The organism is Bacillus sp. AFS002410 (genome assembly GCF_002556365.1).
Taxonomy (GTDB): domain Bacteria; phylum Bacillota; class Bacilli; order Bacillales; family Bacillaceae_G; genus Gottfriedia.
In genome coordinates this window covers 111,348-135,392 of record NZ_NUEU01000005.1, presented here as the reverse complement: position 1 = coordinate 135,392, position 24,045 = coordinate 111,348, and the positions used below count along the sequence as shown (strand labels likewise).

At 32.9% G+C, this 24,045-nt stretch carries 23 protein-coding genes and 1 other annotated feature; of the genes, 12 read left to right on the top strand and 11 right to left on the bottom strand.

The features are described from left to right. Positions 1-15: 15 nt before the first annotated feature. Genes CN692_RS25810 through CN692_RS04970 form a run of 4 tightly spaced genes read right to left on the bottom strand, consistent with a single transcriptional unit; the run spans position 16 to position 2,363 of the window. Positions 16-234 carry a hypothetical protein gene (locus CN692_RS25810; protein ID WP_142317498.1) on the bottom strand — a complete coding sequence of 73 codons (219 nt, stop codon included), beginning with the start codon at positions 232-234 and terminating at the stop codon, positions 16-18. A 28-nt stretch (positions 235-262) separates the two neighbouring features. Then, positions 263-916 (bottom strand): amino acid ABC transporter ATP-binding protein, encoded by a 654-nt coding sequence (locus CN692_RS04980; protein ID WP_098118036.1) that lies wholly within the window; start codon positions 914-916, stop codon positions 263-265. A gap of 12 nt (positions 917-928) precedes the next feature. Then, a complete protein-coding gene (locus tag CN692_RS04975) occupies positions 929-1,570 on the bottom strand; it encodes an amino acid ABC transporter permease (RefSeq protein ID WP_098118035.1) in 642 nt (213 codons plus the stop codon). 16 nt (positions 1,571-1,586) lie between these two features. Continuing rightward, positions 1,587-2,363, bottom strand: a complete 777-nt coding sequence (locus CN692_RS04970; protein ID WP_218923534.1) for an amino acid ABC transporter substrate-binding protein — start codon at positions 2,361-2,363, stop codon at positions 1,587-1,589. Positions 2,364-2,430: 67 nt separating this feature from the next. Further along, positions 2,431-2,691: a binding site (T-box leader), on the bottom strand. Positions 2,692-3,812: 1,121 nt separating this feature from the next. On the opposite strand from CN692_RS04970, the gene CN692_RS04960 reads away from it, so the two are divergent. From CN692_RS04960 to CN692_RS04950, 3 genes are all read left to right on the top strand, one after another. Beyond that, positions 3,813-4,694, top strand: a complete 882-nt coding sequence (locus CN692_RS04960) for a radical SAM/SPASM domain-containing protein (RefSeq protein WP_098118033.1) — start codon at positions 3,813-3,815, stop codon at positions 4,692-4,694. Between the two features lie 133 nt (positions 4,695-4,827). Next, positions 4,828-5,442, top strand: coding sequence for an acetate uptake transporter (locus CN692_RS04955; protein ID WP_098118032.1), 615 nt, complete (start codon positions 4,828-4,830; stop codon positions 5,440-5,442). A gap of 344 nt (positions 5,443-5,786) precedes the next feature. Beyond that, positions 5,787-6,422 carry an FMN-dependent NADH-azoreductase gene (locus tag CN692_RS04950; RefSeq protein ID WP_098118031.1) on the top strand — a complete coding sequence of 212 codons (636 nt, stop codon included), beginning with the start codon at positions 5,787-5,789 and terminating at the stop codon, positions 6,420-6,422. A gap of 488 nt (positions 6,423-6,910) precedes the next feature. On the opposite strand, the gene CN692_RS04945 is transcribed toward CN692_RS04950, so the two are convergent. Both CN692_RS04945 and CN692_RS04940 read right to left on the bottom strand, forming a co-directional pair. Beyond that, positions 6,911-8,137, bottom strand: coding sequence for a sensor histidine kinase (locus CN692_RS04945; protein ID WP_098118030.1), 1,227 nt, complete (start codon positions 8,135-8,137; stop codon positions 6,911-6,913). Positions 8,138-8,269: 132 nt separating this feature from the next. Next, positions 8,270-9,415, bottom strand: a complete 1,146-nt coding sequence (locus CN692_RS04940; RefSeq protein ID WP_179874372.1) for a metallophosphoesterase — start codon at positions 9,413-9,415, stop codon at positions 8,270-8,272. Positions 9,416-9,645: 230 nt separating this feature from the next. Between CN692_RS04940 and CN692_RS04935 the strand changes: the two genes are divergently transcribed. Next, the gene (locus CN692_RS04935) at positions 9,646-10,911 is read left to right on the top strand and encodes an ATP-binding protein (RefSeq protein ID WP_098118028.1); all 1,266 of its coding nucleotides are present in this window, start codon (positions 9,646-9,648) and stop codon (positions 10,909-10,911) included. A gap of 73 nt (positions 10,912-10,984) precedes the next feature. On the opposite strand, the gene CN692_RS04930 is transcribed toward CN692_RS04935, so the two are convergent. Then, entirely contained in the window at positions 10,985-11,767 is a 783-nt protein-coding gene (locus CN692_RS04930; protein ID WP_098118027.1) for a class I SAM-dependent methyltransferase, read from the bottom strand. A 145-nt stretch (positions 11,768-11,912) separates the two neighbouring features. On the opposite strand from CN692_RS04930, the gene CN692_RS04925 reads away from it, so the two are divergent. Both CN692_RS04925 and CN692_RS04920 read left to right on the top strand, forming a co-directional pair. Continuing rightward, entirely contained in the window at positions 11,913-12,242 is a 330-nt protein-coding gene (locus tag CN692_RS04925; RefSeq protein WP_142317497.1) for a hypothetical protein, read from the top strand. 70 nt (positions 12,243-12,312) lie between these two features. Beyond that, positions 12,313-12,990 carry a diphthine--ammonia ligase gene (locus CN692_RS04920; protein ID WP_098118025.1) on the top strand — a complete coding sequence of 226 codons (678 nt, stop codon included), beginning with the start codon at positions 12,313-12,315 and terminating at the stop codon, positions 12,988-12,990. A gap of 60 nt (positions 12,991-13,050) precedes the next feature. Here CN692_RS04920 and CN692_RS04915 read toward each other — a convergent pair whose 3' ends face one another. Together CN692_RS04915 and CN692_RS04910 are read right to left on the bottom strand one after the other, a co-directional pair. Continuing rightward, entirely contained in the window at positions 13,051-14,046 is a 996-nt protein-coding gene (locus tag CN692_RS04915) for an NAD-dependent epimerase/dehydratase family protein (RefSeq protein ID WP_098118024.1), read from the bottom strand. A gap of 22 nt (positions 14,047-14,068) precedes the next feature. After that, positions 14,069-14,434 (bottom strand): DUF2500 domain-containing protein, encoded by a 366-nt coding sequence (locus CN692_RS04910; RefSeq protein ID WP_098118023.1) that lies wholly within the window; start codon positions 14,432-14,434, stop codon positions 14,069-14,071. Positions 14,435-14,946: 512 nt separating this feature from the next. Between CN692_RS04910 and CN692_RS04905 the strand changes: the two genes are divergently transcribed. The 3 genes from CN692_RS04905 (at position 14,947) to pheA (ending at position 17,569) form a co-directional block, all read left to right on the top strand. Next, entirely contained in the window at positions 14,947-15,375 is a 429-nt protein-coding gene (locus CN692_RS04905) for a GHMP family kinase ATP-binding protein (protein ID WP_098118022.1), read from the top strand. A 248-nt stretch (positions 15,376-15,623) separates the two neighbouring features. Then, complete coding sequence (locus tag CN692_RS04900) at positions 15,624-16,604, top strand: LacI family DNA-binding transcriptional regulator (RefSeq protein WP_098118021.1); 981 nt, start codon at positions 15,624-15,626, stop codon at positions 16,602-16,604. A gap of 116 nt (positions 16,605-16,720) precedes the next feature. Next, positions 16,721-17,569, top strand: coding sequence for a prephenate dehydratase (gene pheA, locus CN692_RS04895; protein ID WP_098118020.1), 849 nt, complete (start codon positions 16,721-16,723; stop codon positions 17,567-17,569). A 52-nt stretch (positions 17,570-17,621) separates the two neighbouring features. Here the strand turns inward: pheA and CN692_RS04890 are convergent, their stop codons facing one another. Next, the gene (locus tag CN692_RS04890) at positions 17,622-17,903 is read right to left on the bottom strand and encodes a hypothetical protein (RefSeq protein ID WP_179865432.1); all 282 of its coding nucleotides are present in this window, start codon (positions 17,901-17,903) and stop codon (positions 17,622-17,624) included. A 118-nt stretch (positions 17,904-18,021) separates the two neighbouring features. Next, on the bottom strand, positions 18,022-19,437 hold the full coding sequence (locus tag CN692_RS04885; RefSeq protein WP_098118019.1) for a sigma-54 interaction domain-containing protein: 1,416 nt from the start codon (positions 19,435-19,437) through the stop codon (positions 18,022-18,024). Between the two features lie 325 nt (positions 19,438-19,762). On the opposite strand from CN692_RS04885, the gene CN692_RS04880 reads away from it, so the two are divergent. The 3 genes from CN692_RS04880 to CN692_RS04870 all read left to right on the top strand — a co-directional run bounded on the left by CN692_RS04880 (position 19,763) and on the right by CN692_RS04870 (position 23,947). Continuing rightward, positions 19,763-20,974, top strand: a complete 1,212-nt coding sequence (locus CN692_RS04880) for an ornithine--oxo-acid transaminase (protein WP_098118018.1) — start codon at positions 19,763-19,765, stop codon at positions 20,972-20,974. A 15-nt stretch (positions 20,975-20,989) separates the two neighbouring features. After that, complete coding sequence (locus tag CN692_RS04875; protein ID WP_098118017.1) at positions 20,990-22,276, top strand: Glu/Leu/Phe/Val family dehydrogenase; 1,287 nt, start codon at positions 20,990-20,992, stop codon at positions 22,274-22,276. Positions 22,277-22,540: 264 nt separating this feature from the next. Beyond that, positions 22,541-23,947: an amino acid permease gene (locus CN692_RS04870; protein ID WP_098118016.1), complete on the top strand. Its 1,407-nt coding sequence runs from the start codon at positions 22,541-22,543 to the stop codon at positions 23,945-23,947. Positions 23,948-24,045 lie beyond the last annotated feature (98 nt).

Here is a 24,045-nt window from a genome sequence, read left to right as displayed (position 1 = left end):
AAACTGCAATTAAATTTAACAAAAGTGCAAATAAACTAATGGAACTGCAAATAAAAATGGAAGAACTGCAAATAAATTACGTGAACCTGCAATTAAAAATATCAAAACTGCAAATAAAAAAGGTGAATCTGCAAATAAGAAGCTAAATTCACCTAAAATGAAGTCGATTTTACCTAGATTTACAATTTTAGTACGTTGAATATAAGAAAATAGTGTAAATCTAAGTAAAATCATTCAAAATATCATCTAGCAGCCACCTTAATTAGGCACTTTCTAAAACTTTTCCTTCTTTTACAAGGAGAGTGCGAGTCGAGACATTCTTTGCGAACTCCATGTCATGTGTAATGACTAGAATACTCATTCCGTCATTTGCTAAACTCTTCATAATCTCAGCAATGCCATTCGTTAGTTCAGGATCTAAAGCCGAAGTAGGTTCATCGAAGCAAAGAATTTTTGGTTGTAGTGCACATGCTCTAGCAATAGCTACACGTTGTTGTTGACCACCTGATAATTCGTTTGGATATGCGTTTGCTTTCTCACTAAGACCAACTTGTTCTAGTAATCTAATCGCTCTTTTTATAGCTTCTTCTTTATTCATTCCTAGTGCAAGCATTGGCGCTTCAATAATGTTTTCGATCACCGTTTTGTGAGGGAATAAATTATAGTTTTGAAAAACGAGACCGACGTTTTTTCGTACTTTTAAGAGATCCTTTTTAGATTTAATGATTTGACCATCTATTTCAATTGATCCACCATCGAAACCTTCCAAGCCATTAATGCAACGTAGAATTGTTGTTTTTCCAGCTCCAGATTGTCCTAAAAGGGTAACGATTTCTCCTTTATTGACTGCAAAAGAGACTTCATTTAATACTGTTTGTTTATTAAACTGTTTTGTTAAGTTATTTACTTTTAACATATAAGTCTCTCCTTATTTATAATATGAATATCGATTTTCTAAACGTTTAAATAATGTAGTTAATACTGCTGTTAATAGCAGATAGATGATTCCAACAAAAACAAGAGGGAGTAGTGACGCGCTAGTATTAGAAGCGATTTTAGCTACTCGAAGCATATCGTCTAGTCCAACTACATATACAAGTGCTGAATCTTTAATCAGCGTAATTACCTCGTTCGAAACAGGAGGTAGTACTTTTTTTGTCATTTGAGGTAGAATAATTCGTTTAAATGTTTGGCTGCGACTTAAGCCTAGAACCTCAGCTGCTTCATATTGCCCCTTATCAACCGATTGAATGCCAGCTCTGAAAATTTCACCAAAATATGCAGCGTAATTTAATGTAAACGCGATAATTACTGTTGTAAAGCGGTCAAACACAATTCCAATTAATGGTAAACCGAAAAAGATAAAGATTATTTGTAAAAGTAGTGGTGTACCACGCATTAAAAGTATATAAGAACTCACTATTGATTTGATTGCTGTTATATTTGAAAGTCTTCCAAGTGCTATAACGATTCCAAGTGGGATTGATAACGCCAGAGTAATTAAGAAAACCTCTAGCGTTACTGTTAATCCATCAAGCATGGAAGGTAATAAAGATGTAATTTGTTCCATGATCATAATCTCCTTTTTATTTCAAAGTACCGAACCATTTTTTATAAATTTTGTCGTAAGTGCCATCTTTTTTCATAGCATCAATTTCTTTGTTAATTTTTTTAAGTAAAGCATCATTGTCTTTTCTAACGCCGATTCCATATTCTTCTTCACCAAAGTTATCGTCTAAAATTTTATATTTGTCTTGTCCTCTTTTATTCATATAGTAACGAGCTAATGTTTCATCTGCGACAACTACATCAACACGCTTAGATTCTAAGTCCATTAAAGCTTGGTTATTATTTTCGTATAATACCGGTTTGCTACCATTGAAAGATTTTACTAATTTTTCATCTTTATTAACTGCATCTAAAGAACTTGATCCTTCTTGAATACCAACATTTTTACCTTTTAAATCTGCTTTTGTTTTTATTTTTGAATTTGCAAGTGTGATAATAACTTGTCTATTTTTTAAATAAGGACTAGAGAAATCAACTTTTTTCTCACGCTCCGGTGTAATTGAATAACCATTCCAAATTGCATCGATATTACCAGATTTTAATTCAGTCTCTTTCATTGACCAATCAATTGGTTGGAAAGTTACTTTCATTTTTTCACGTTTAAACACTTCATTTGCTAAATCGATATCAAAACCAACGACCTTTCCTTTTTCATCTTTAAAGCCCATTGGAACAAAAGTATCGTCTAAACCAACAACTACTTCGTTCGCATTTCGTTTCTCTTTTCCACAACCCGTTACAACTAATATTGAAATCATACACATGATAATTGCTGACATTAATTTTTTATTCATTTTTACTCTCTCCCTTAAACTATTCTTGAAAAACAAAAAACTCCCGACCTCTAGCTATATAGAATAGCTAGAGGACGGGAGTAATACTCACGTGGTTCCACCTCTATTTATTGATACCTCACGATACCAACCTCTTCAAGTGCAGCAATTAAGCTATACTCTAGCACGATAACGGGTGCAGGGAATCCGGAAACAGTCTACTACCAAAAAAGGGTTCGGTGCTCAGCTCAGAGATGTGTTCAAAATATTGTCTTACGCCCCTCGCACCAACCGGGAACTCTCTGTTTAAGAACTTAATATTTTTACTATTTCTCATCATGGCTTTTAAATTAAATTATTAATTATATTTGATACTGCATTTTTTAAAATCAAACTAGTTTGTTTTGCGATGAACAAATAATATTACAGATTACAAACAACTGTCAACAAATTTTATTTTAAAAAGCATAGATTTTGTCAAAATTTAGGTAGGAAATTTCTCGGGAAATATGGAAAAATGTCGATTGAATACTGATAAAACTGATTGGAAATGTAAATTATTATCTATTCACAGAAATAACATATACTTCATAAATTTGGATTAAAAAATATGATAAATTAAGAGTAAGAATGAGAGGAACAACGCTCGTTCTAGGCAGTCGAGTTGGTTTTATGTAGTTTTTCAAAGAAGTAGCCCATGCTGAGCAAAACTACAAAAAGAACGAGTGCTGTAACACTCGTTCTTGGCAAATGAATTAGCCAAGATGGTTTTATCTAAGTATTTCAAAGAAGTAGCCCATGTGAGCCAAAAGCATAAGGGCTATTTCTTTTTTGCACTAATTATACAAACAATTAATTCGATCAATGCAACGACAAAGGTTATTGCGATAAGAATAATTTAACAAAAAATTCAAGCTATCAAAGTATATCAAATGAATCATATGCTATAATAAATATATATTAAGAAAAGAACGAGTGCGACAACACACGTTCTAGGCAACTAAATAAGCCGAAATGGTTTTATCAGAGAATTTTACTAAAGAAGTAGTCAATGCGGTGGAAAGCATAGGGGCTATTTCTTTTTTGTTGCGTTAATAATACTAACTACTAATTGAATCAATACAACGACGAAGGTCATTGCGATGAAGATCAGTGTAAGTATTTCAAGTGTTTCCAATGGCATCACCTCCTTTCTACAAAAAAATGTAGAAAAGAAGATAAAACCATTCCCCTATGCTATTTAATTGCCTAATTAAATTATAATAAAATAGTTATATGTAAACTGAGGTTTTAGTCATTAAATTTAAACAATTTCATGAAGTTTTAGAATGATTACAATTTTGTTCGGTTGGTAAAAATTGAACAGAGTGTAGAAATATTAATATCTTGAAAATTATTGTATGATAGATTTATTCGAGTTTTTTAAGAGTGAAATATGTGTATATAGATCATTTAAAGTAGGAGAGTAGAATGAGAAAATTTAAGAAAGTTTATATAGAAATTACAAATATTTGTAATTTGAAGTGTAATTTTTGTCCGAGCCCAACGCTTGAGAGACCGTTGAAGTTTTTGGATGAGAAGGCATTTGCTCATGTTGTTAATTCAGTAAAACCTTATACGGATCATATTTATTTTCATTTGATGGGTGAGCCATTTTTAAATACAAAGCTTGGTAGATTTTTGGACATTAGTCATGAAAATGGTTTGAAGGTTAATATTACAACGAACGGTACGTTAATTAATAAAGTAAAGGATTTGTTAATTGATTCAAAAGGTTTAAGACAAATCAATTTTTCACTTCACAGTTTTGAAGCGAATGATTTAACGAAGGATTTGCATGATTACGTTGAAAATATTACGAATTTCATAAATGAAGCGAATGAAAAAAGCGATATGATTTGTGCGATTAGGCTTTGGAATATGGATAGCGCAGAGTTACAAGCAAGTAACTCGTTAAATATTGATATATTAAGATTACTTGAGGAAAAACTAAATTTAGATTTTTCTTTAAGTGAAAGGCTGCAAGAAACGCATAATATTAAACTGCGCGATAAAATTTATTTAAATATGGCAGAAAAGTTTCAATGGCCAGACATGGGAAATGACATTATCGATGAGGAAGTATTCTGCTATGGTTTAAGGGATCAAATCGGAGTACTAGTTGATGGTACTGTTGTACCGTGTTGTTTAGATAGTGAAGGTAAAATTCCTTTAGGGAACTTATATGAGACATCATTAGAAGATATTTTAAATTCTGAACGTGCTAGAGCGATTTATGATGGATTCTCAAGACGATGTGCAGTGGAAGAATTATGCAAAAGATGTGGGTATGCAAAACGACATAAAAAGTAATTTTTGGTAAAAAGCGCTTTCTTTTTAAAAGAAAGTGCTTTCTTTTTTTAAAGCGAAAAAAAGCTATATGAATCCTCAAAATTATATAGTAGTATAGTTTAGTCTGTTTAAAAGTTTAGGAGGATTTACATCAATGAAAGACGTACAACAAATTAAAATTACTACTGCGGATCCATCTGCAATTGGTTTATTCGGCTTAGCGATGGTAACGCTTGTTGCCTCAACACAAAAGTTAGGAATTACTGACGGTGTTTCATTAATTTTACCTTGGGCTATATTTTTAGGTGCAATTGCACAATTATTTGCGAGTATCCAGGATTTCAAACATAATAATGTTTTTGGTGCAACTGCATTTGCCGGTTATGCTTTCTTCTGGTTAGCTGTTGGTACTACTTGGTTAATTCAATTAGGCGTGTTTGGGGAAGCATTAATGAAAGCAGCAGATGTAAAACAACTTGGTTTTGCTTTTGTAGGATATTTAATCTTTTCAATCTTTATGACAATTGGAGCAATGGAAACACATAAAGTTTTATTTATTATTTTTGTATTAATTGATTGTCTATTTATCGGTTTATCACTTAGCACTCTTGGATTTATGGAAGAAGCTACACATACATTTGCAGCATATAGTGAATTAGGAATTGCAATTATGTCATTTTATGGATCAGCTGCAGCTGTTTTAAATAGTCACTTTGGAAGAGAGTTTTTACCAGTAGGGAAACCATTTGGTATTTTTAAAGCAAAATAATGATTTTACTGTGAACCTTTACTATTAGAGTAAAGGTTTTTTTGTTGCTAATGTGTTCGGATGAAGAAGTGTTATTCAACACCTATGCAAAAAAAACAATTTATCAACAAACTTTATCGTTTTATCAACAAACTTCACCTCGATATCAACAAAAAACACTACTATATCAACAAAGTTCACAGCTTTATCAATAAAGTTCACTAAGCGTTCGCGTTTTTCCACAAAGTCAGCCCTATCCTTCCATTTAAAATAAAAGGTTTTTTTATAAATATTTGTATTGTTTGGTTAGAAATGACAGATGATAATTGAAGGCTTTTAAATTGAAATGAAAGGTGGAAATACGTTTGACAACACTATTGTATATCACAGCGCATCCTCACGATAAGGCTACTTCATATAGTATGGCAGTCGGTGATGCGTTTATTGAGAGCTATAAAGAGGCGCATCCTAATGACCAGGTTGTACATATTGACCTTTATAAGGAAACGATTCCTCATATTGATGCTGAAGTTTTTTCAGGATGGGGGAAACTTCAAACTGGAGGGGCATTTGACACACTCTCTTCAGGTGAGCAATCAAAAGTTGGTAGATTAAATGAGCTTGTAACTCAATTTGCTGAAGCTGATAAATATGTTTTCGTAACACCGTTATGGAACTTTTTATTTCCTCCAATTATGAAAAACTATATTGATGCAATTTGCGTTGCTGGTAAAACGTTTAAGTATACTGCAAATGGACCACAAGGATTATTAGGTGATAAAAAAGCTTTACATATTCAAGCACGCGGCGGCGTTTATTCGGAGGGTCCAGCAGCAGGTCTTGAAATGGGACATCGCTATATTGGCACAATCATGAGCTTCTTAGGTGTACAAGATTTTAATGGGATCTTTGTAGAAGGTCAAAATCAATTCGCAGATCGTGCTCAAGAAATTAAAGAACAAGCAATCCAAAAAGCTAAGGAAGTTGCGAAGGATTTTTAAAATAAAGTAGTTTCAAAACTAATAAAAGCCCGCTAGGAATTTCGAGTTCTTAGCGGGCTTTGTGTATTTTCTTAAATTGAGGTTAGATTAGCTCTAATTATTAATTGTTTGAAGTGGATTGTAAGCGAAATAAGGGTTGGATTAAACAATATTAGGCATATATGATCCAATTCAGCAATATATCAACGGGATTTTGTGATATATCAATGAAGTTCAGCAATATATCAACGAGATTTTGTGATATATCAACGAAGTTCAGCAATATATCAACGAGATTTAGCTATATATCAACGAAGTTCACAACTTTATCAATAATGTTCAAAAAGTGTTCGTACCTATAACATATTAAGACTGCGTTCTTGGAGCAGGGTAGCTACTGACTTGATTTCATTTCATTTCATTATTCTCTGCCATGTCTAAATAATCCCATGAAAAAAGCCACAATATTGTTTTCGATTGTGGCCGCTCCTAAAGCTTACAAAGTCGTTTTATTCACTTTGATCTTTCCAAATCGGTAAATAAATCCGAAATGTTGTTCCTACATTTTCTTTGCTGCTTATTTTAATTTTGCCTTTGAATTTTTCAATTATATTAAAGCAGACGGTTAATCCGATTCCTGTACCTCTTTCTTTTAGTGAATAGAAAGGGGTGCCAAGTTTTTCGATTGTTTCTTGAGACATACCAATTCCTGTATCTATGATTTCAATAAGAGCAAATTCATTTTCTTGCAAAAGGTTGATTGTAATATAACCGGCACAATGCATTGATTCGATTGCGTTTTTCATCATGTTAACTAGAACTTGTTTAAATTCAATTGGATTAATTTTTGTGTAAAGCATTTCGTTTAAGTTTAATTGAAAGCCAATGCTTTGACTATTTGCCATTGAGGCTAATAAGTCAGTTACGTTTAGAATTTCTTTGTTTACTTCAGTGACTAGAATTGTGTCTGTTTGGGGTTTTGCTAGTGATAAATAATCGTTAATTATTATTTGGGCGTACTCTAATTCTTTCAACATAGTATCGACATAGTATCTTTCATCAGGTAGGATTGTTTTTGATTTTTGAAAAAGCTGTGCAAATCCTTTTACGACGGTAATTGGGTTGCGAATTTCGTGTGCAATTGTTGCAGCTAGTTGACCGATTGAATTTAATTGTTTTGCTTGCTGTATTTCTTTATAGTTTGCTTCTAAGGCGATGACTTTTGTTTCTGTTTGTAAAAATACAAATAAGAGTATTAATTGAATGGAAAGGAATTCTAATATATTACCAACAGGGTCTAATGCAATATATGAATATTTTTCTTTGAGTTCAGTAAATGAGATTAATAATACAAAAGTAGGTCCAACTAGTATGTTTAAGATCCAACCTATGTAAAATGCTATTCGGTTATATAAAAAGATCGTAAAGATTGGGATAATGGCTACAAAACTATACATTGTTGATGTGTCTGGGTATGTCCAAAATTTAATATAAACATATAGTGAAGCGATAGTCGTAAATAATACTTTTGAAAATGTGTTATTTTTTTTAACGAAATAAAATAGTGCAAAAATGACTACGAACATTAAGAATACTTGGGTCAGAAGTTCGATTGGATGGTCCTTAAAAGTTAAAGGAGAAAGTGTAATACCTACTAGTAATAAAGAAGTCAGTGAAGCCATGAAATAAATATAAATTCGTCGGCTTCTATTATTGTAGTACTCCGTATTTTTCATGTTTCAATCTCCATTCTAAAAAAGAAACTTACAATAATATTTTACACTTTTCAGAAAATTATTTATACATAAATTGTGATAAAAAAAGAGACCATCGTAAAAACCCAGTGGTCTCTAAATCATTTTGTTTAATTAATTAGTAAAAGAAACAGTAATCGTAACAATTTCTGAAGGGTTACCTGTTCTTATTGGTGGCCCCCAAGTTCCAAATCCAGAAGAAACGACAAAGTGTGATTGTTCTTTTTGTAAATATCCCCAATCTACTTCATAAAGCCTGCGCGTAATTAAGTGATTTGGCTTAAACTGGCCGCGATGTGTATGACCTGAAACTTGTAAATCGACACCTAGTTGAGTTGGGACTTCTAGGTGATAGGGCTGGTGATCAAGTAAAATGATTGGCTTAGTATGATCAATTCCTTCGAGTAATTCGTTTAATTCTAAACGCTTTTTACTTGCGAGGTCTTTACGACCGACGATATAAAAGTTATTTTCAACAAGCTCTTTCTCATCCAATAAAATATGAATGCCAGCATCTTTTAAATGCTCAACTAGTAAATCTAAATGCCCACCATAATAATCATGATTTCCAGGTACAGCATATGTTCCAATCCTCGGTTTTAATTTTTTTAAAGTTTCGATCATGTTTTCTTCAACAAAAGGAGTAATATCTTCATCGATAATGTCTCCAGCAATCAAGACTAAATCAGGTGAAATTTTATTAACTTTATCAACAAGAAACTCTAGTCTCTTATTCGTGACAAGTGTACTTAAATGCAAATCTGAGACTAATACAATTGATAATTCTTTATATTGATCATTAGGTTTATCAATATTTATATCATAATGGACAATTTCAGTGTTAATGGCATTTCTTCTTCCGATAGTAATAAGTAAAACGATGCTTAATACTACAATCGTTCCAAGGATCAAAGTAATAACATTCGCTTTTAAAGGGGTTAGGGCTCTTAATAATACGCCAACTAAATCTGCTGCGATCACCAAAAAAATTAAATAATAAAATATAGCTAACCAATAGGCCCCAATTTTATGTAATGGTTTAAAGAATGAATTAGGGAGTTTTCTTTTAAGAACTCTTGATAGGATATACGCAAAAGTAATAATCCAAAATACAATCCAATAAATTAATTTTATAGTTGGATTTGTCCATTTACTAAAAATAGTACTTAAATAAATCCATCCGTTAATGCCTATGAAAAAATTAATTAAGAAAAAGAAAATCATAACGAAAGTAATATTTAATAAGATTCTTTTATTCATAATAATCCCTTTCATGTAATAGTGAAGTACTTCTAGTATAAATGTTTAAACTTATAAACGCATCTATTTCGATCGATTATAAAGTTAATTTAATGTGACAAATATTAATCGACAGAAATTGAAAAAAGATGGGAAATGGTAGGACAAAATAAAGGATTTTTGGAAGTTTTGTCGTATTATTTTAATGTTAAACTCATTTTTGTAAATTTGAATTTAGTGAGGATGAAAACGTGTTAATCGAAAAACTTTTACTGCATGTTTTAATCATATTAAGTCCGATATTAATCTACAGTATTATTTATGAAAGACATGGCTATAAGGATAAAATTTATCTATTTGGCATGTTCCAAGCTGTAGCAGGCTTTCTTTGTATGGCCTTTCCATATCCTGCATATGGATTGTTTTGGGACTTAAGATATATTCCTTTAACGATTGCTTTTCTTTATTGCGGTTATCGCTGGGGAATTGTGACTTTTTTATCGATTCTATTAGCTAGATTTATTTTAGGCGGCGACGCTATTATATTTGGATTGATTAGTATTACCCTATCCTCACTGGGCTCATTGATTTTATTTAAATGGTTTTGGAAGTTTAAACCTAAACAAAGAATAATTGCAACGGCTTTAATTAGTTTATGGCCAGCTGTAATACAATTAGGAATCTTATTTACTTATTTAATCGTAAATGATATTAGTTTTAAAAGCGATTACAGACTTTTTGGTTTAGTTCTTATTTTTATTGTGATCGAGTTAATCGCCATTACTTTAGGAGCAAAACTAATTGAGACGTTAATTGAGAATAAAATATTACACAAAGAAATCCAAAAGGCTGAAAAGCTTAATACTTTAAGTGAAATGGCAGCTTCTATTGCACATGAAGTACGAAATCCACTTACGGTTGTTAAAGGTTTTCTTCAATTAATGCAGGAGAGTAAAGATAACCAATCGATGGAATATTTACCTTTAGTATTGAGCGAATTAGGTAGAGCGGAAGGGATTATTAATGATTATTTAAACTTTGCCAAGCCGCAATTTGATAAAGTAGAAACGATCAATTTAAAACAATGTGTTTCAGATGTAGTCACATTATTAGTACCTTTAGCATTGAAGCAAAATGTTAAGTTAAAGGGTGATATGGAAGCAGAAACATTCATCAATACAGATAAAAATCAATTTAAACAAGCTTTAATAAACTTAATCAAAAACGCAATTGAGGCAACTAGCTCCGGTGGATATGTACATACAAAACTATGCGAAGAAAAGGATAAAACAGTCATCACGATCAGAGATAATGGAAAAGGTATGACAAAGGAACAACTTTCACGCATTGGTACACTCTTCTATTCAACGAAAGAAAAGGGAACTGGAGTTGGAACAACGGTTTCTGTCCGTATCATTGAAGCGATGCATGGAACAATTTCATTCGAGAGTAGCGTTGATGAGGGCACGAAAGTAACAATTAAACTACCAAAAGTTGAATATAAAGTGAATGATTAATAGCTCAAAAGTAGAAATACTAAAAAGAGTAAAAAACGCTCAGTAGTATACTAAGCGTTTACCTAAACATTGTTCATTCTATTTCTTTTTTAGCAATCCAAATTGTCCAACGGTCTTTCTCTATGATTGGTGCTTGATGTTTAAGTTTAACTTCTATAAATTTTACTAAATTAGTTAGTTCATCATCAGTAAGTTCATGTAGAATTGAACGGCCTGTTCTAAGTAATAAATCCGTTTTAAGTGAATCTAGATCATTGTAAGTGCGTCTAGTTTCCCAAAGTTTTATTTCTTTTTTTATATGAAAACCAGCAGACTCTAATGCCGATTGCATTTCTTTGGAATCATATCTTCTAGTAATTTCTTTTGTTTTTAGTTTAGGATATTGGTCGAAAAAATAGCCTCGTATATGGTTATCGTCTCCTGGTAATAAGCAATCTTCTGGCGTTCGGTCTTGTACGATGAGGATTCCATTCTTTTTTAGTAAACGATTTGCTTCACTAAAACATTTAGTTAAAGAATCTAAGTGATGAACTAAAGCTCTTTCTAAAATTACATCATAACTAGAGGATGAGAGTTTAGTATCGTATGCGTCACCTTTACTAAACTTTATGTTTTTATAGTCTTTACAATTTTCAGCAGCTCCTTTAAGCATTTCCTCTGAAAAATCTACGGCTGTAACTTGGTTAACACTTAATTTAGTGAGGGCAATTGAATAAATACCGCCACCACAACCTAGATCAACCACGTTTTTTCCATTTAAGTTAATATTATCCTTCATTAGCTGAAGCCATGAAGGGTCAGCCTCTCGAGATGTATAAGTCATTTTATTTTGTGCATCGTGGAAGTCAATTGTCATGTAAATACCTCCCCTTTGAATTAATTCAAATTATCTATAAGAATAGTATAGACGACAATTTTACAATGAATAATATCAATAAGTTATAAGTATTAATAAGATCCTCTTATAAAAGGGTATTATTAAGCTTAAAGTTGAAAAAGGAATGATGAATATGGAAGGTACAATTGAACTATTTGAAAGCTTACGAACGGAATTAATTAATGATTATGATGCTACAAAGGGAAGTATTTTTGGACACAAAGGATTGAAGGTGCAAGGAAAGGTTTTTATGTTTTATAATGAGCTCAATATAGTCGTAAAACTAAATCCAGCGGACGTTGAAGCTGCCTTAAAATTAACAGGCACAAAAAACTTTGATCCGATGGGTGGGAAACCAATGAGAGAATGGGTTGAAATTCCTTACGGAGACAATCAACAGTGGTTTAATTTTTCATTGAAAGGCATGGCATATGTAAAAAGTTTAATAAAATGATGTTTGTACGAATCGCATTTTTGGGATTAAAAGGAATTATAGAGTTTTAATTTAAGGGAGAATGATTTAAGTGAATAATCGTAAAGTAGCAGTTTCCTGGAGCGGTGGGAAGGATTGTTGTTTAGCTCTAGATCAACTGATTAAAGATGGATATGAAGTGGCATGTTTAGTATCGATGGTTTCGAAAAAAGATGATAGAAACCATGCACATGGGACACAACTTAATTTTTTGCAAATGCAAGCTGATGCAATTGGTATTCCCCTTGTTATGATTGATTCGGCAGGTCAATATGAGGAGTCGATGATCAACGGGCTAAAAGCGATAAAAGAACAATTCAATCTTACTAGTATTGCATTTGGCACATTATATGTAAGTGAAGATCGACAATGGAATGAGCTAGTTGCATCCCAATCTGGACTTCAAGCACTATTCCCTGTGTGGATTACTAAAAATGAGTCTATTAATTTACTAAATAAATGGCTAATGACTGGATATAATGCAATTGTTTGTAGAGCAAGTGAGAGAATTTTTGATTCGTCTATAGTAGGTAGGACTTTAAATGAAGACTTAAAAGAACTTTTTACTAGTAAAGAAATCTGTCCAATGGGCGAAGGTGGGGAGTACCATACATTTGTCATTGACGGACCACTTTTTAAAGAACGTTTAAATATAATAGATTCGGAAATCATCTTAAATAGTGGGCTATGGTCTTTAAATATTAAGGAAATACATACGGACACTAAATAGAATAGTAAATTAAAAAACAAGTTGAAACCACTAAATCCAGTGATTTTAACTTGTTTTCATTTACTTTAACTCGTTTGAAGTTAAGTACCAATCAGCATATCGTTCAATACCCTCATTTATTGAAACTTTTGGTTCGTAATTTAAATCATTTTTGATTTTTTCAATATTAAGTGTATAGTCATAGGTTAAGAAATTCGCAATATGATTTGAAACTTTTGGTGGTTTTTTAGTAATCTTTGCTATCAGTTCAGAGCTTGTTGCAATGAATGAGAGTAGTTTTGGAGAGATATTTTTTGTATTTAATTCTTTATTCAAAGCTAAGAATAGTTGCTTTAGTACATCTATTAAGTAAATAGGTTGATCATTTGTAATATTGTAGTATTCGCCATTAAGGGCATGATCAGCTTTCATACAAGCAATAATCATATCGACAACATTATCTATATACGTGAAATCCATTAGAACTTGTCCACTATGAACTAAAGGAATTCCACCGTCCTCATTTATCTGTATAAATCTTCCAAAAATCGTATGATCAAAAGGACCAAAAATTTGTCTAGGTCTTAGTGAAATAGCTGGTAGTCCTTTTTCAATCGCATCTTCAATAATTAAATCTGCTAAATGTTTCGTTTTAGCGTAATAATTAGAGTGCTTCGTCGGGAGTGGACCGCTTTCTTTAACGTTTTTACGACTTTCATTTGTGAAATAAACACTTGGAGTAGAAATATTAACAAACTTTTTTAAGTTTGCCAAAAGTGCAGCATTCACAATATTCTTTGTTCCTTCAACATTCGTTTTTTCGAATTCAGAATAATCTCCAAAAGGTGCCGCAAGAGCTGCGCAATGAATTACATAATCTACATTTTTTATATTCTCGTTTAACAAGACGGAGTTGTTTAAATCACCTTTAATAAACGTAACATTACTCATATTGACGAAAAATTTAGCCGCTTCTTCGTTCCTTCCATAGGCTATTACAGAATACCCCATCTCGCTTAATCTTTTAGTAGTGTGTTTCCCTAAAAAACCAGTGGCACCGCTTATGAAAACCTTCATTATTCCACCTCGAAATAATTTGTTATCGCTCGAATTTTATGAATCTAGTTCCTTGAAATGTTAGTTTTCCTGAATCTTTTTCTACTAATTGACCATAAATAAATCCATCAACTTGAAATTCAATTCTGTCCCCAGATTCAATCTCAAGTGTAACATAATAATGTGTGTAAGACTGGCCGAGCTGGTTTTTATTACGCTGAATATATTCAATTCTTTTTGTAGCTATTTTTGCAGGAACCGTTAATTTTGGCTGTTTATTATTAAAATTCCATTGTTTTAATCCTTTTAATAAAGCGAAAAAGATACCTGCAAAAACGAATACGAAGATAATTGGAAAAATGAAAGCAAGAATTTTAAATGCATCTAAACCACTATTAAACGATAACACCAATAATTACCCCCTTTATTGTAAGGCTATACTATTAGTTTATTAAATTTTCTGAAAACAAATCAATATAAACTTATTTCCAAATCGCACCAAAGAAATAGAGTTTAAAAAATTTTAGTTAATTTTATTTACTTTATTATTTAAAAATAGTTATTTCGTAAGGCGGAAAGTAAAATTGTAAAATAATTACTTTTAGTAATCTAATAGAACTAATATCCAAAAAGCTTTTCAATTCCTTATGTTATCGCTAGTTTATTTCTGAAAACTTTAATTGTGACAGAATAAAAAACTAAGTAAAAGTTTCTGCCATTTTAGTAAATTTTTATTGAATTAATTATTGACCAATAATATCCATGAGAGTAGGATACTTTTTATAGAATCTATTTTTTAGTAGTTTAAAGGTTATTCCTAGTAAAATTTATATCTAGTTATGACTTTGGCGTGGGAGAGTTAGAAAGTTGAATTAGATCTAATGAGCTTCATTGAAATAATTTAATAGGAGTGATTAAGAAATGAATGTTAAAGATTTAGTATCTGTGTACAACCAGTATTACAATCATTCGAACTTACGTATATTTTTCGTATCAGGACATAATAATCAGATTGAAGAAATAACTGAGAATGAAGAGAATGGATCTCGTCAATTTGGTATTTATGTTATTTTATCTAGAACAGAAGCACAGTTAATTAAACTAGTATCATTAAATTTTGAAGACTTAGGAATCATTGAAGTGACTTTAAATGATGTAGAGGATCAAATAAAACATGACTGGACTAGCTATTTAAAGAAAGTAATAAGTTATTTAAAGCAAGCGGGATATCGTATTAATAGGGGGATGGATATATTGATTTACAGTAATCTTCCAAATGAAATTGGCTTATCTTCAAGTAGGACAATTGAAGCTTTAACAAGTACGATGTTAAAAACTCTATATGAGTAAAAAATAGAAACCACATCAACCAACAATTAAAAAAGTAACCTAGTAAACTCCATAAAAGATAAAATTTCCTCCTGTAAATTATAATATTTCAAAAACACATAAATAAAACTTAATTATGCGATTCGGATTTAAAGTAATTAAAATATGTAAAAAATTCTCCATATTTAATGAATAATCGTACAACCTTCAACTGTTAAAATTAACTTAATAAGTCCAATTAAGTTGGAAAGGTTACGAGGAGAGTTGTAATGACTACTATTAAAGATATTGCGGAAAAAGCAGGGGTATCAATTGCTACTGTTTCAAGAGTTCTGAATTATGACCCTGCACTATCGGTAAGTGATGATACAAAACAAAGAATTTTCGAGACAGCCGAAAAGCTTTCATATAGGAAAAAGTCTAAAGTAAAAAAGAATATTGCTAAAATCGCACTTGTTAAAGGTGAGCACGACAAAGAAGAGTTAAATGAATTGTTTTATATGCTAATCCGATTCGGAATTGAAAATAAGTGTGAGCAACATTCTTTACATATTTCTACTTTTTTTCATGGAAGTGAAAAGGGAATGTATGATGAGCAAATCCTTGGTGTTATTGCTTTAGGTAAGTTCGATAGTCACCAAATTATTTCATTGAAAAAAGTTTCGAAAAATATTGTGTTTGTTAATTTTTCACCAGATGAAGAAAAATACGATTCTGTCATAACTGATTATGAGAATGCTATTGTAAAAGTTTTAGACCATTTTATATCGCATGGTCATCAAAAAATTGGATACATTGGTGGACGTGAGTATGATCGAAATCAAAATCATAATTCTCGCGTGAAAACATATAAAAAGTATTTAGAAGAAAAGGGACTTTTTCATAAAGAAAATCTGTATTTAAGTAGTTTTACAGCAGAAGATGGATTTAATTTAATGAACAAGGCAATCAAAGAGCAAGGTGGAGAATTACCAACAGCTTTTTTAGTCGGATGTGACACGATGGCAGTTGGATGTTTAAAGGCACTTCATGAGGCAAAAATATCGGTTCCTGAGCGCGTGAATTTAATCGGAATGAATGATTTTGTGTTTACAAAGTATTTGTTTCCTAGTTTAAGTACTTTGAAAGTATATACCGAATTAATGGGCGAATCCGCTGTGGATTTATTGATGGAAAGGCTTTTAGGTAGGAAAATAGCTAAAAAAGTGATTGTTCCAACGACGTTAAAAATACGTCAAAGTAGTCTTTAAAGAATAGCCATTTAATTGTCATTTGCGAAATTTGTAAGATAATTGCTAAAAATGAAACATTTTGCTTTTAATCTTTACTCTTTTTAGTATAATTAAAAATTAAAAGGAGTGGGAACGTGAAAGTTGGGTATTTAGGTCCTGAGGCGACTTTTACACATGTCGCAGTTCGATCTGTATTTAAAAATGAAGAACATATTGCTTATTCTAGTATACCTGTTTGTATGGATGGTGTAGCTGAGGGAGAGGTTGATTTAGTAGTAGTTCCAATTGAGAATTCGGTTGAGGGCTCTGTGACTACAACAATCGATTATCTTGTACATGAGCAGCCATTAAAAATGGTTGGTGAAATCATTATACCGATTAGACAACATTTATTGATGGCAAAAGGACAGGCACATCGAGTGAAGGATATTGAGGTAATTTATTCTCATTCCCATGCATTAGCTCAGTGTCATACGTTTTTACATGGTCAATATAAATACACGAAGCTAGAGCCGGTAACTTCTACAAGCGCAGCAGCTAAAATTGTTAGTCAGCAAACTAATGAGTGTATAGCAGCGGTCGCGAACGAGTTTGCTGCTAAAAAATATGGATTAGAAATTGTTGCTTCAGATATTCATTCTAATTCTTATAATCATACAAGATTTGTCGTTTTACAAAGACAAGATGCGAAAGTAGAAGCAAATTATTTTGATTCTAAACAGACTAAGGCAACTTTAGTCATTAATATGCCGGAGAACCATGCCGGTGCGCTTCACCAAGTGCTATCTGCATTTGCCTGGAGAAAGATTGACCTTTCAAAGATTGAGTCTCGTCCGACGAAAACGGGATTGGGAAATTACTTTTTCATTATTGATGTTGAGATGGGCTATGATGAAGTATTATTACCTGGAGTTAAGCAAGAATTAGAAGCTTTAGGCTTTTCGGTAGATGTCGTAGGGAGTTACTCTACAATATCGCTATAAAAAAAGAGAAGGATTAGGATCCTTCTCTTTTATATTTTTTAATTTTACATTACTAGTAGTAATATTGGGGAGGACAATAATATCCTGGTGGGCAATAGTAGTAAGGATAACCGTAACCATAACCTCCATAAAAGAATGGGAAAAATGGAAAGAATGGACGGAAGAACGGACGACCAAATCCAAATCCAGGTCTACCAAACCCAAAGCCTGGTCTACCGAACCCAAACCCTGGTCTACCACCAAATCCACCCATTCCACCCATTCCACCATGAAATCCGCCTCCACCATGGAAGCCACCACCAAATCCTGGGCGATACTCAAGTTCATTCGACATGTATAACAAACCTCCTTTACTTATGAGTCTTACATATTTAAAATATGCTGGACAAATGCGGAAGGTTTGGGCGTTCGAGTTTAAAACTGTACTGGAAACATAGAATTCTTCAATACCCTTAATCGTTAAATAAATTAAATTTGCGAATACGGTATTGTAGGTTTTGTCTACTGATGCCTAATTTTTTTGCAGCTTTTGTAATGTTTCCGTTATGTTCATTTAAAACATTCATAATGTACTGTTTTTCATTATTTAATAAAGTACTTTTTAAATTTGAAGAATCCTCTGTCATATCTACTGATTTGACCTCTTTATTTTGACTGATTGTAGGTGCGGAAATAACATTTCTTTTTTCATTAAAAAATCTAGATGGTAAGTGTGTGGTAGAAATAGTTGTTTCATTTTCAACTAAGTTCATTGCACCTTCAATCATATGCTCAAGCTCCCGTATATTTCCTGGCCAGTTATGGTTTAGAAAGAAATTGGATACTTCCTCATCTAATTTAATGACTCGATGACCAAAAAGGCGATTGTATTTTTGAATAAAGAAGTTTGCTAATAATAGAATGTCTTCAAATCGTTCACGTAATGGCGGAAGAAATAATGAGACTACACTTAAACGGTAATATAAGTCCTTCCGTAAATGATTATTCGCAATTGCTTCGATCGGATCTTCATTTATAGTAGCAATAATTCGCACATCTAATTCTTTTTCACTCGTATCACCAATTCTTCTAACTTTGCGTTCTTGAATAACACGTAAAAGTTTAGCTTGCAAGTTCGGACTAAGTGAGTTGATTTCATCTAGTAATAATGTTCCACCATTGGCCTCTTCAAATAATCCCGGTTTATCAATTGCCCCGGTAAATGCTCCTTTTTTTGTACCGAAAAGAATACTCTCGATTAAGGTTTCCGGAAGAGCGGCACAATTTTGAGAAATAAATGGTTTTGTAGCTCTTTGGCTTGCGTTGTGAATACTTTGTGCGAACAATTCTTTACCTGTTCCGGTTTCACCAACGATTAATACGGAGGAAGAAGTTTTAGCCGATCGCTTAGCGTCCTCAATAATGCTCTTAAATGACGCGGAAGTTCCGATTAATTGTTCGAATGTATAGCGTGTATTTCTGTTTTGAAGAATTCCGTCTTGTACGGATTGTTTTAATTCAGTGACATCGCGAACCATTTCGATGGCTCCGATAATTTTATGATCCTTCATGATTGGATAAGTATCGTTGATTGTTGTAACTTCTTTTCCCTTATTATTGAAATAGGACTGTTTAATATTTTTACGAACTTTCCCTTTTTGGAGGGCTTCGAGAAGTGTACTTGATTGGTTTTTTTGAAACGTGAATACATCTAGAAGATTTTTATGTAATACATCCTCTTCATTCATCATTTCAATTTCCATCATTCTTCGGTTGTACACCATTGTATTTGCATCTTGGTCAACTACATGTATACCGATGTCAATTTCTTCTAATATTAACTGTAATAATTCATCAACAGCTAAAAAGTTTTGTTTATCATTTTTCATAAGATTCTCTCTTTTCATTATCACTGTATAAAAAATTTGCACTTCTAACTATTTTTGGTAAGATAAAAAGGCAGTTTTTCTAAATGTGCTAATTTTTTTTGTTACTCTTTTTTTTGCTGCAAATATTCTATGCATATTTTAATTAATTTTGCGCTTAAATGCAAAAATATTTTGCGGTAAATTGTAAACGGTATCATCATTATTGGTGGATAACATTGGATATAAGTACATTCTGTGAATTTTTCTGTATTTAACATGTTTGGCACGGAAATTGCTTATTCTTTTAGTAAGAAACTAAAAATTAATCAATATTGGGGGAACTCAAATGGCAACTAATTCTCAAAAAATCATTGACCAAACAAATCAATATGGCGCAAATAACTATCATCCACTACCAGTAGTAATCGCAAAAGCTGAAGGTATTTGGGTAACAGATCCAGAGGGGAACAGATATTTAGATATGCTTAGTGCTTATTCTTCTGTAAACCAAGGTCATCGTCATCCGAAAATTATTCAAGCTTTAAAGGATCAAGCTGACAAAGTTACATTAACTTCTCGTGCTTTCTATAGTGAAAACATGGGTGAGTGGTTTGAAAAAGTAGCAAAAGTTACAAACAAAGACATGATTTTACCAATGAACACTGGTGCTGAAGCTGTTGAGACAGCAATTAAAGCTGCTAGAAGATGGGCTTATGATGTAAAAGGTGTTGAAGATAACCAAGCTGAAATTATTGCTTGTGTTGGTAATTTCCATGGACGTACGATGGCTGCAGTATCTTTATCATCAGAAAAAGACTATCAACGTGGATTTGGACCATTCTTACCAGGAATTAAGTTAATTCCTTATGGCGATATGGAAGCATTAAAAGCAGCTATTACGCCTAATACTGCTGCATTCTTAATCGAGCCAATTCAGGGTGAGGCTGGAATTAATATTCCTAGAGAAGGATTCTTACGCGAAGTAGCTGAAGTTTGTAAAAATGAAAACGTATTATTTATTGCAGATGAAATTCAAACTGGTCTATGCAGAACTGGTAAAACTTTTGCATGTGATTGGGATGGAGTAATTCCTGATATGTATATTTTAGGTAAAGCACTTGGAGGCGGCGTATTCCCAATTTCATGTGTTGCTGCAAATCGTTCAATCCTAGGTGTATTTGAGCCAGGTTCTCACGGATCTACATTTGGTGGAAACCCATTAGCTTGTGCTGTTTCTGTAGCAGCATTAGATGTACTTGAAGAAGAGAAATTAGCTGAGCGTTCAAATGAGCTTGGAAATTACTTTATGGAAAAATTAAGAGAAATCGAGCATCCTCATATTAAAGAAGTTAGAGGACGTGGATTATTTATTGGTGTTGAACTACATGTTCCTGCACGTGTTTACTGTGAAGCATTGAAAAAACAAGGTTTATTATGTAAAGAAACACATGATACTGTAATTCGTTTTGCACCACCATTAATTATTTCTAAAGAAGATTTAGACTGGTCAATTCAACAAATTAACGAAGTATTTAGCCAATATAAAGCAACTGTATAAATGGAGCGATTAAAAATGACAACTACAATCCCACAAAATGAAGTACAAAACAAAATCAAAGAAGAAGGCAGAGAATTAATTGAGTCAACTCAAGAAGTAATCTCTGAAGCACTTCATAAACTTGGTTATTCAAAAGAACTTTATGAGTTATTAAAAGAACCTTTACGATTTTTAACAGTACAAATTCCGGTAAGAATGGATGATGGCTCAGTGAAAATTTTCACTGGCTATCGTTCACAACATAATGATGCTGTAGGTCCAACAAAGGGCGGAATTCGTTTCCATCCTGAGGTAAATGAAGATGAAGTAAAAGCTTTATCAATGTGGATGAGCTTAAAATGCGGTATCGTTGATTTACCATACGGTGGGGGAAAAGGCGGTATCATCTGTGATCCAAGAAAGATGTCAATATATGAGTTAGAGCGTTTAAGTAGAGGATATGTTCGCGCAATCAGCCAAATCGTTGGTCCGACGAAAGATATCCCTGCACCAGACGTATACACAAACCCTCAAATTATGGCTTGGATGATGGATGAGTATAGTAGAATTCAAGAATTTGATTCTCCAGGATTTATTACTGGTAAACCACTTGTACTAGGTGGCTCAGCAGGACGTGAAACAGCTACAGCTCAAGGTGTAACAATCTGTATCGAAGAAGCTGCGAAGCGTAAAGGAATCGATTTAAAGGGTGCTAGTGTCATTGTTCAAGGATTTGGTAATGCGGGTAGCTTCTTAGCTAAATTCATGGTTGAAGCAGGTGCAAAAGTAGTTGGTATTTCAGACGCACTTGGCGCATTATATGATCAAAATGGTTTAGATATCGATAGTTTATTAGAAAAAAGAGATAGCTTCGGTACAGTAACTAACCAGTTTACTGATGTAATTTCTAATAAAGAATTACTTGAAATGCCTTGTGATATTTTAGTTCCGGCTGCAATTTCAAACCAAATTACAATTGAAAATGCTCACAATATTAAAGCAACAATCGTAGTTGAAGCTGCAAATGGTCCTACTACTCTAGAAGCTACTAAAATATTAACAGAACGTGGAATTCTATTAGTTCCAGACGTATTAGCAAGTGCTGGCGGAGTTTCTGTTTCTTATTTTGAGTGGGTTCAAAATAACCAAGGTTACTACTGGTCTGATGAAGAAGTTGCTGAAAAGCTACGTGAAAAAATGGTGCGTTCATTTGACAGTGTTTATCAAACTTCAGTTAATCGTCAAGTAAATATGAGATTGGCTGCATACATGGTTGGTATTCGTAAAATGGCAGAAGCATCTCGTTTCCGCGGATGGGTTTAATAGATTAATAGGTTCGCTCCAGGTGGTTTTCCATCTGGAGCACTTATATTGTATTGACAGATAATAAAATCTATTTTTATAATTAAGTATTATTGCAATAGAATAATTTGTATGCGTTTTCAATTAGTATCTGAAAATTTAGTCTTAAAACATGTTAATTTAAAGCGTTTTAGTGTTCATTATGGGATTCGGGGGAGTCTGCATTCTGTTATATCAGAATATTTTAACTTATGCGCACAATTTGCATCTAGAGGAGGGACTTTCATGAAACAACAAGAACAAGGGTTAAAGAAAGAGCTTAAAAGTAGACACTTGTTTATGATTGCTCTTGGGGGAGTTATTGGGACAGGTTTGTTTATGGGATCAGGCTATACAATTAGTGAAGCTGGCCCAGGTGGAGCAATATTAGCCTACTTAGTAGGTGGATTCGTAATGTACTTAACTATGCTATGTTTAGGAGAATTAGCAGTTAATTTACCAGATGCTGGTTCTTATCAAACTTATGCAACTAAATATATCTCACCAGCGTCAGGTTATGTAGTTGGATGGATGGCATGGTTAAACTGGTCGGTAACAATCGGTTTAGAGTTAATTACAGTTAGTATGTTAATGAAAAGATGGTTTCCAGATGTACCGACTTGGATCTGGTGTGTAGTATTCGGGGTAATATTATTCGCAATAAATGCACTTTCAACTAGAAGTTTTGCTGAAGTTGAATTTTGGTTTGCTAGTATTAAAGTAGTGACAATTGTTCTATTTATAGTTTTAGGTGGAGCAGTAATGTTTGGCATTGTACCTGTGGAAGGGTCAAAGGCTCCAATGCTTTCTAACTTTACAGACCACGGCGGACTTTTCCCGAATGGCTTTTTAGCGATTATGGTCACAATGGTTGCAGTTAACTTCTCATTCCAGGGAAGTGAATTAGTAGGGATTGCAGCTGGTGAAAGTGAAGATCCAGCAAAAGCTGTACCTAAAGCAATTAATAACACTGTATGGCGAATTCTAGTATTCTTTATTTTATCAATATTTGTTTTAGCAGGCTTATTCCCTTGGGAGAAAGCTGGATTAGTAGATAGTCCATTCGTAGTAGTATTTGATAACATCGGTATTCCATATGCAGCAGATATTATGAACTTTGTTATTATTACAGCGGTTCTATCAGTTGCTAACTCAGGTTTATACGCAACATCACGTATGATGTACTCAATGGCTCAAAAAGGAATGGTTAGTTCGAAATTAGGAAAACTAACTAAAAATGGTGTACCTTTAAACGCTTTAACTTTTAGTATGTTTTTTGGATGCTTATCTCTATTAAGTGGTATTTACGCAGAAGACACAGTTTATCTATGGCTACTATCAATTGCAGGATTTGGCTGCCTATTTGTTTGGGCAAGCATTGCATTATCAAATCTTTTAGGTAGAAAGAAATACATTCAAGAAGGTGGAAAATTAGAGGACTTAAAATACAAAACTCCTCTATACCCAATCGTTCCAATTGTCGCACTAGTGTTAAATGTGGCTGTAATGATCAGCCTTGCATTTATCCCAGACCAACGCATTGCATTGTACTGTGGTATTCCATTTATGATTCTATGTTTAATCTATTACCATTTCTCCGCTAGACATAAGATTGAAAAGCATGAGCAAGAAGAAGGTAGGAAGGTAAGTTAATATTTCGGTTTTTGAGACTGATTTTATTAATTAGATAGAGCCCGCGAGGAGGTTAGGCTTCCTGGCGGGTTTTTTTGTTTTATTTGCGGTGTGATTGT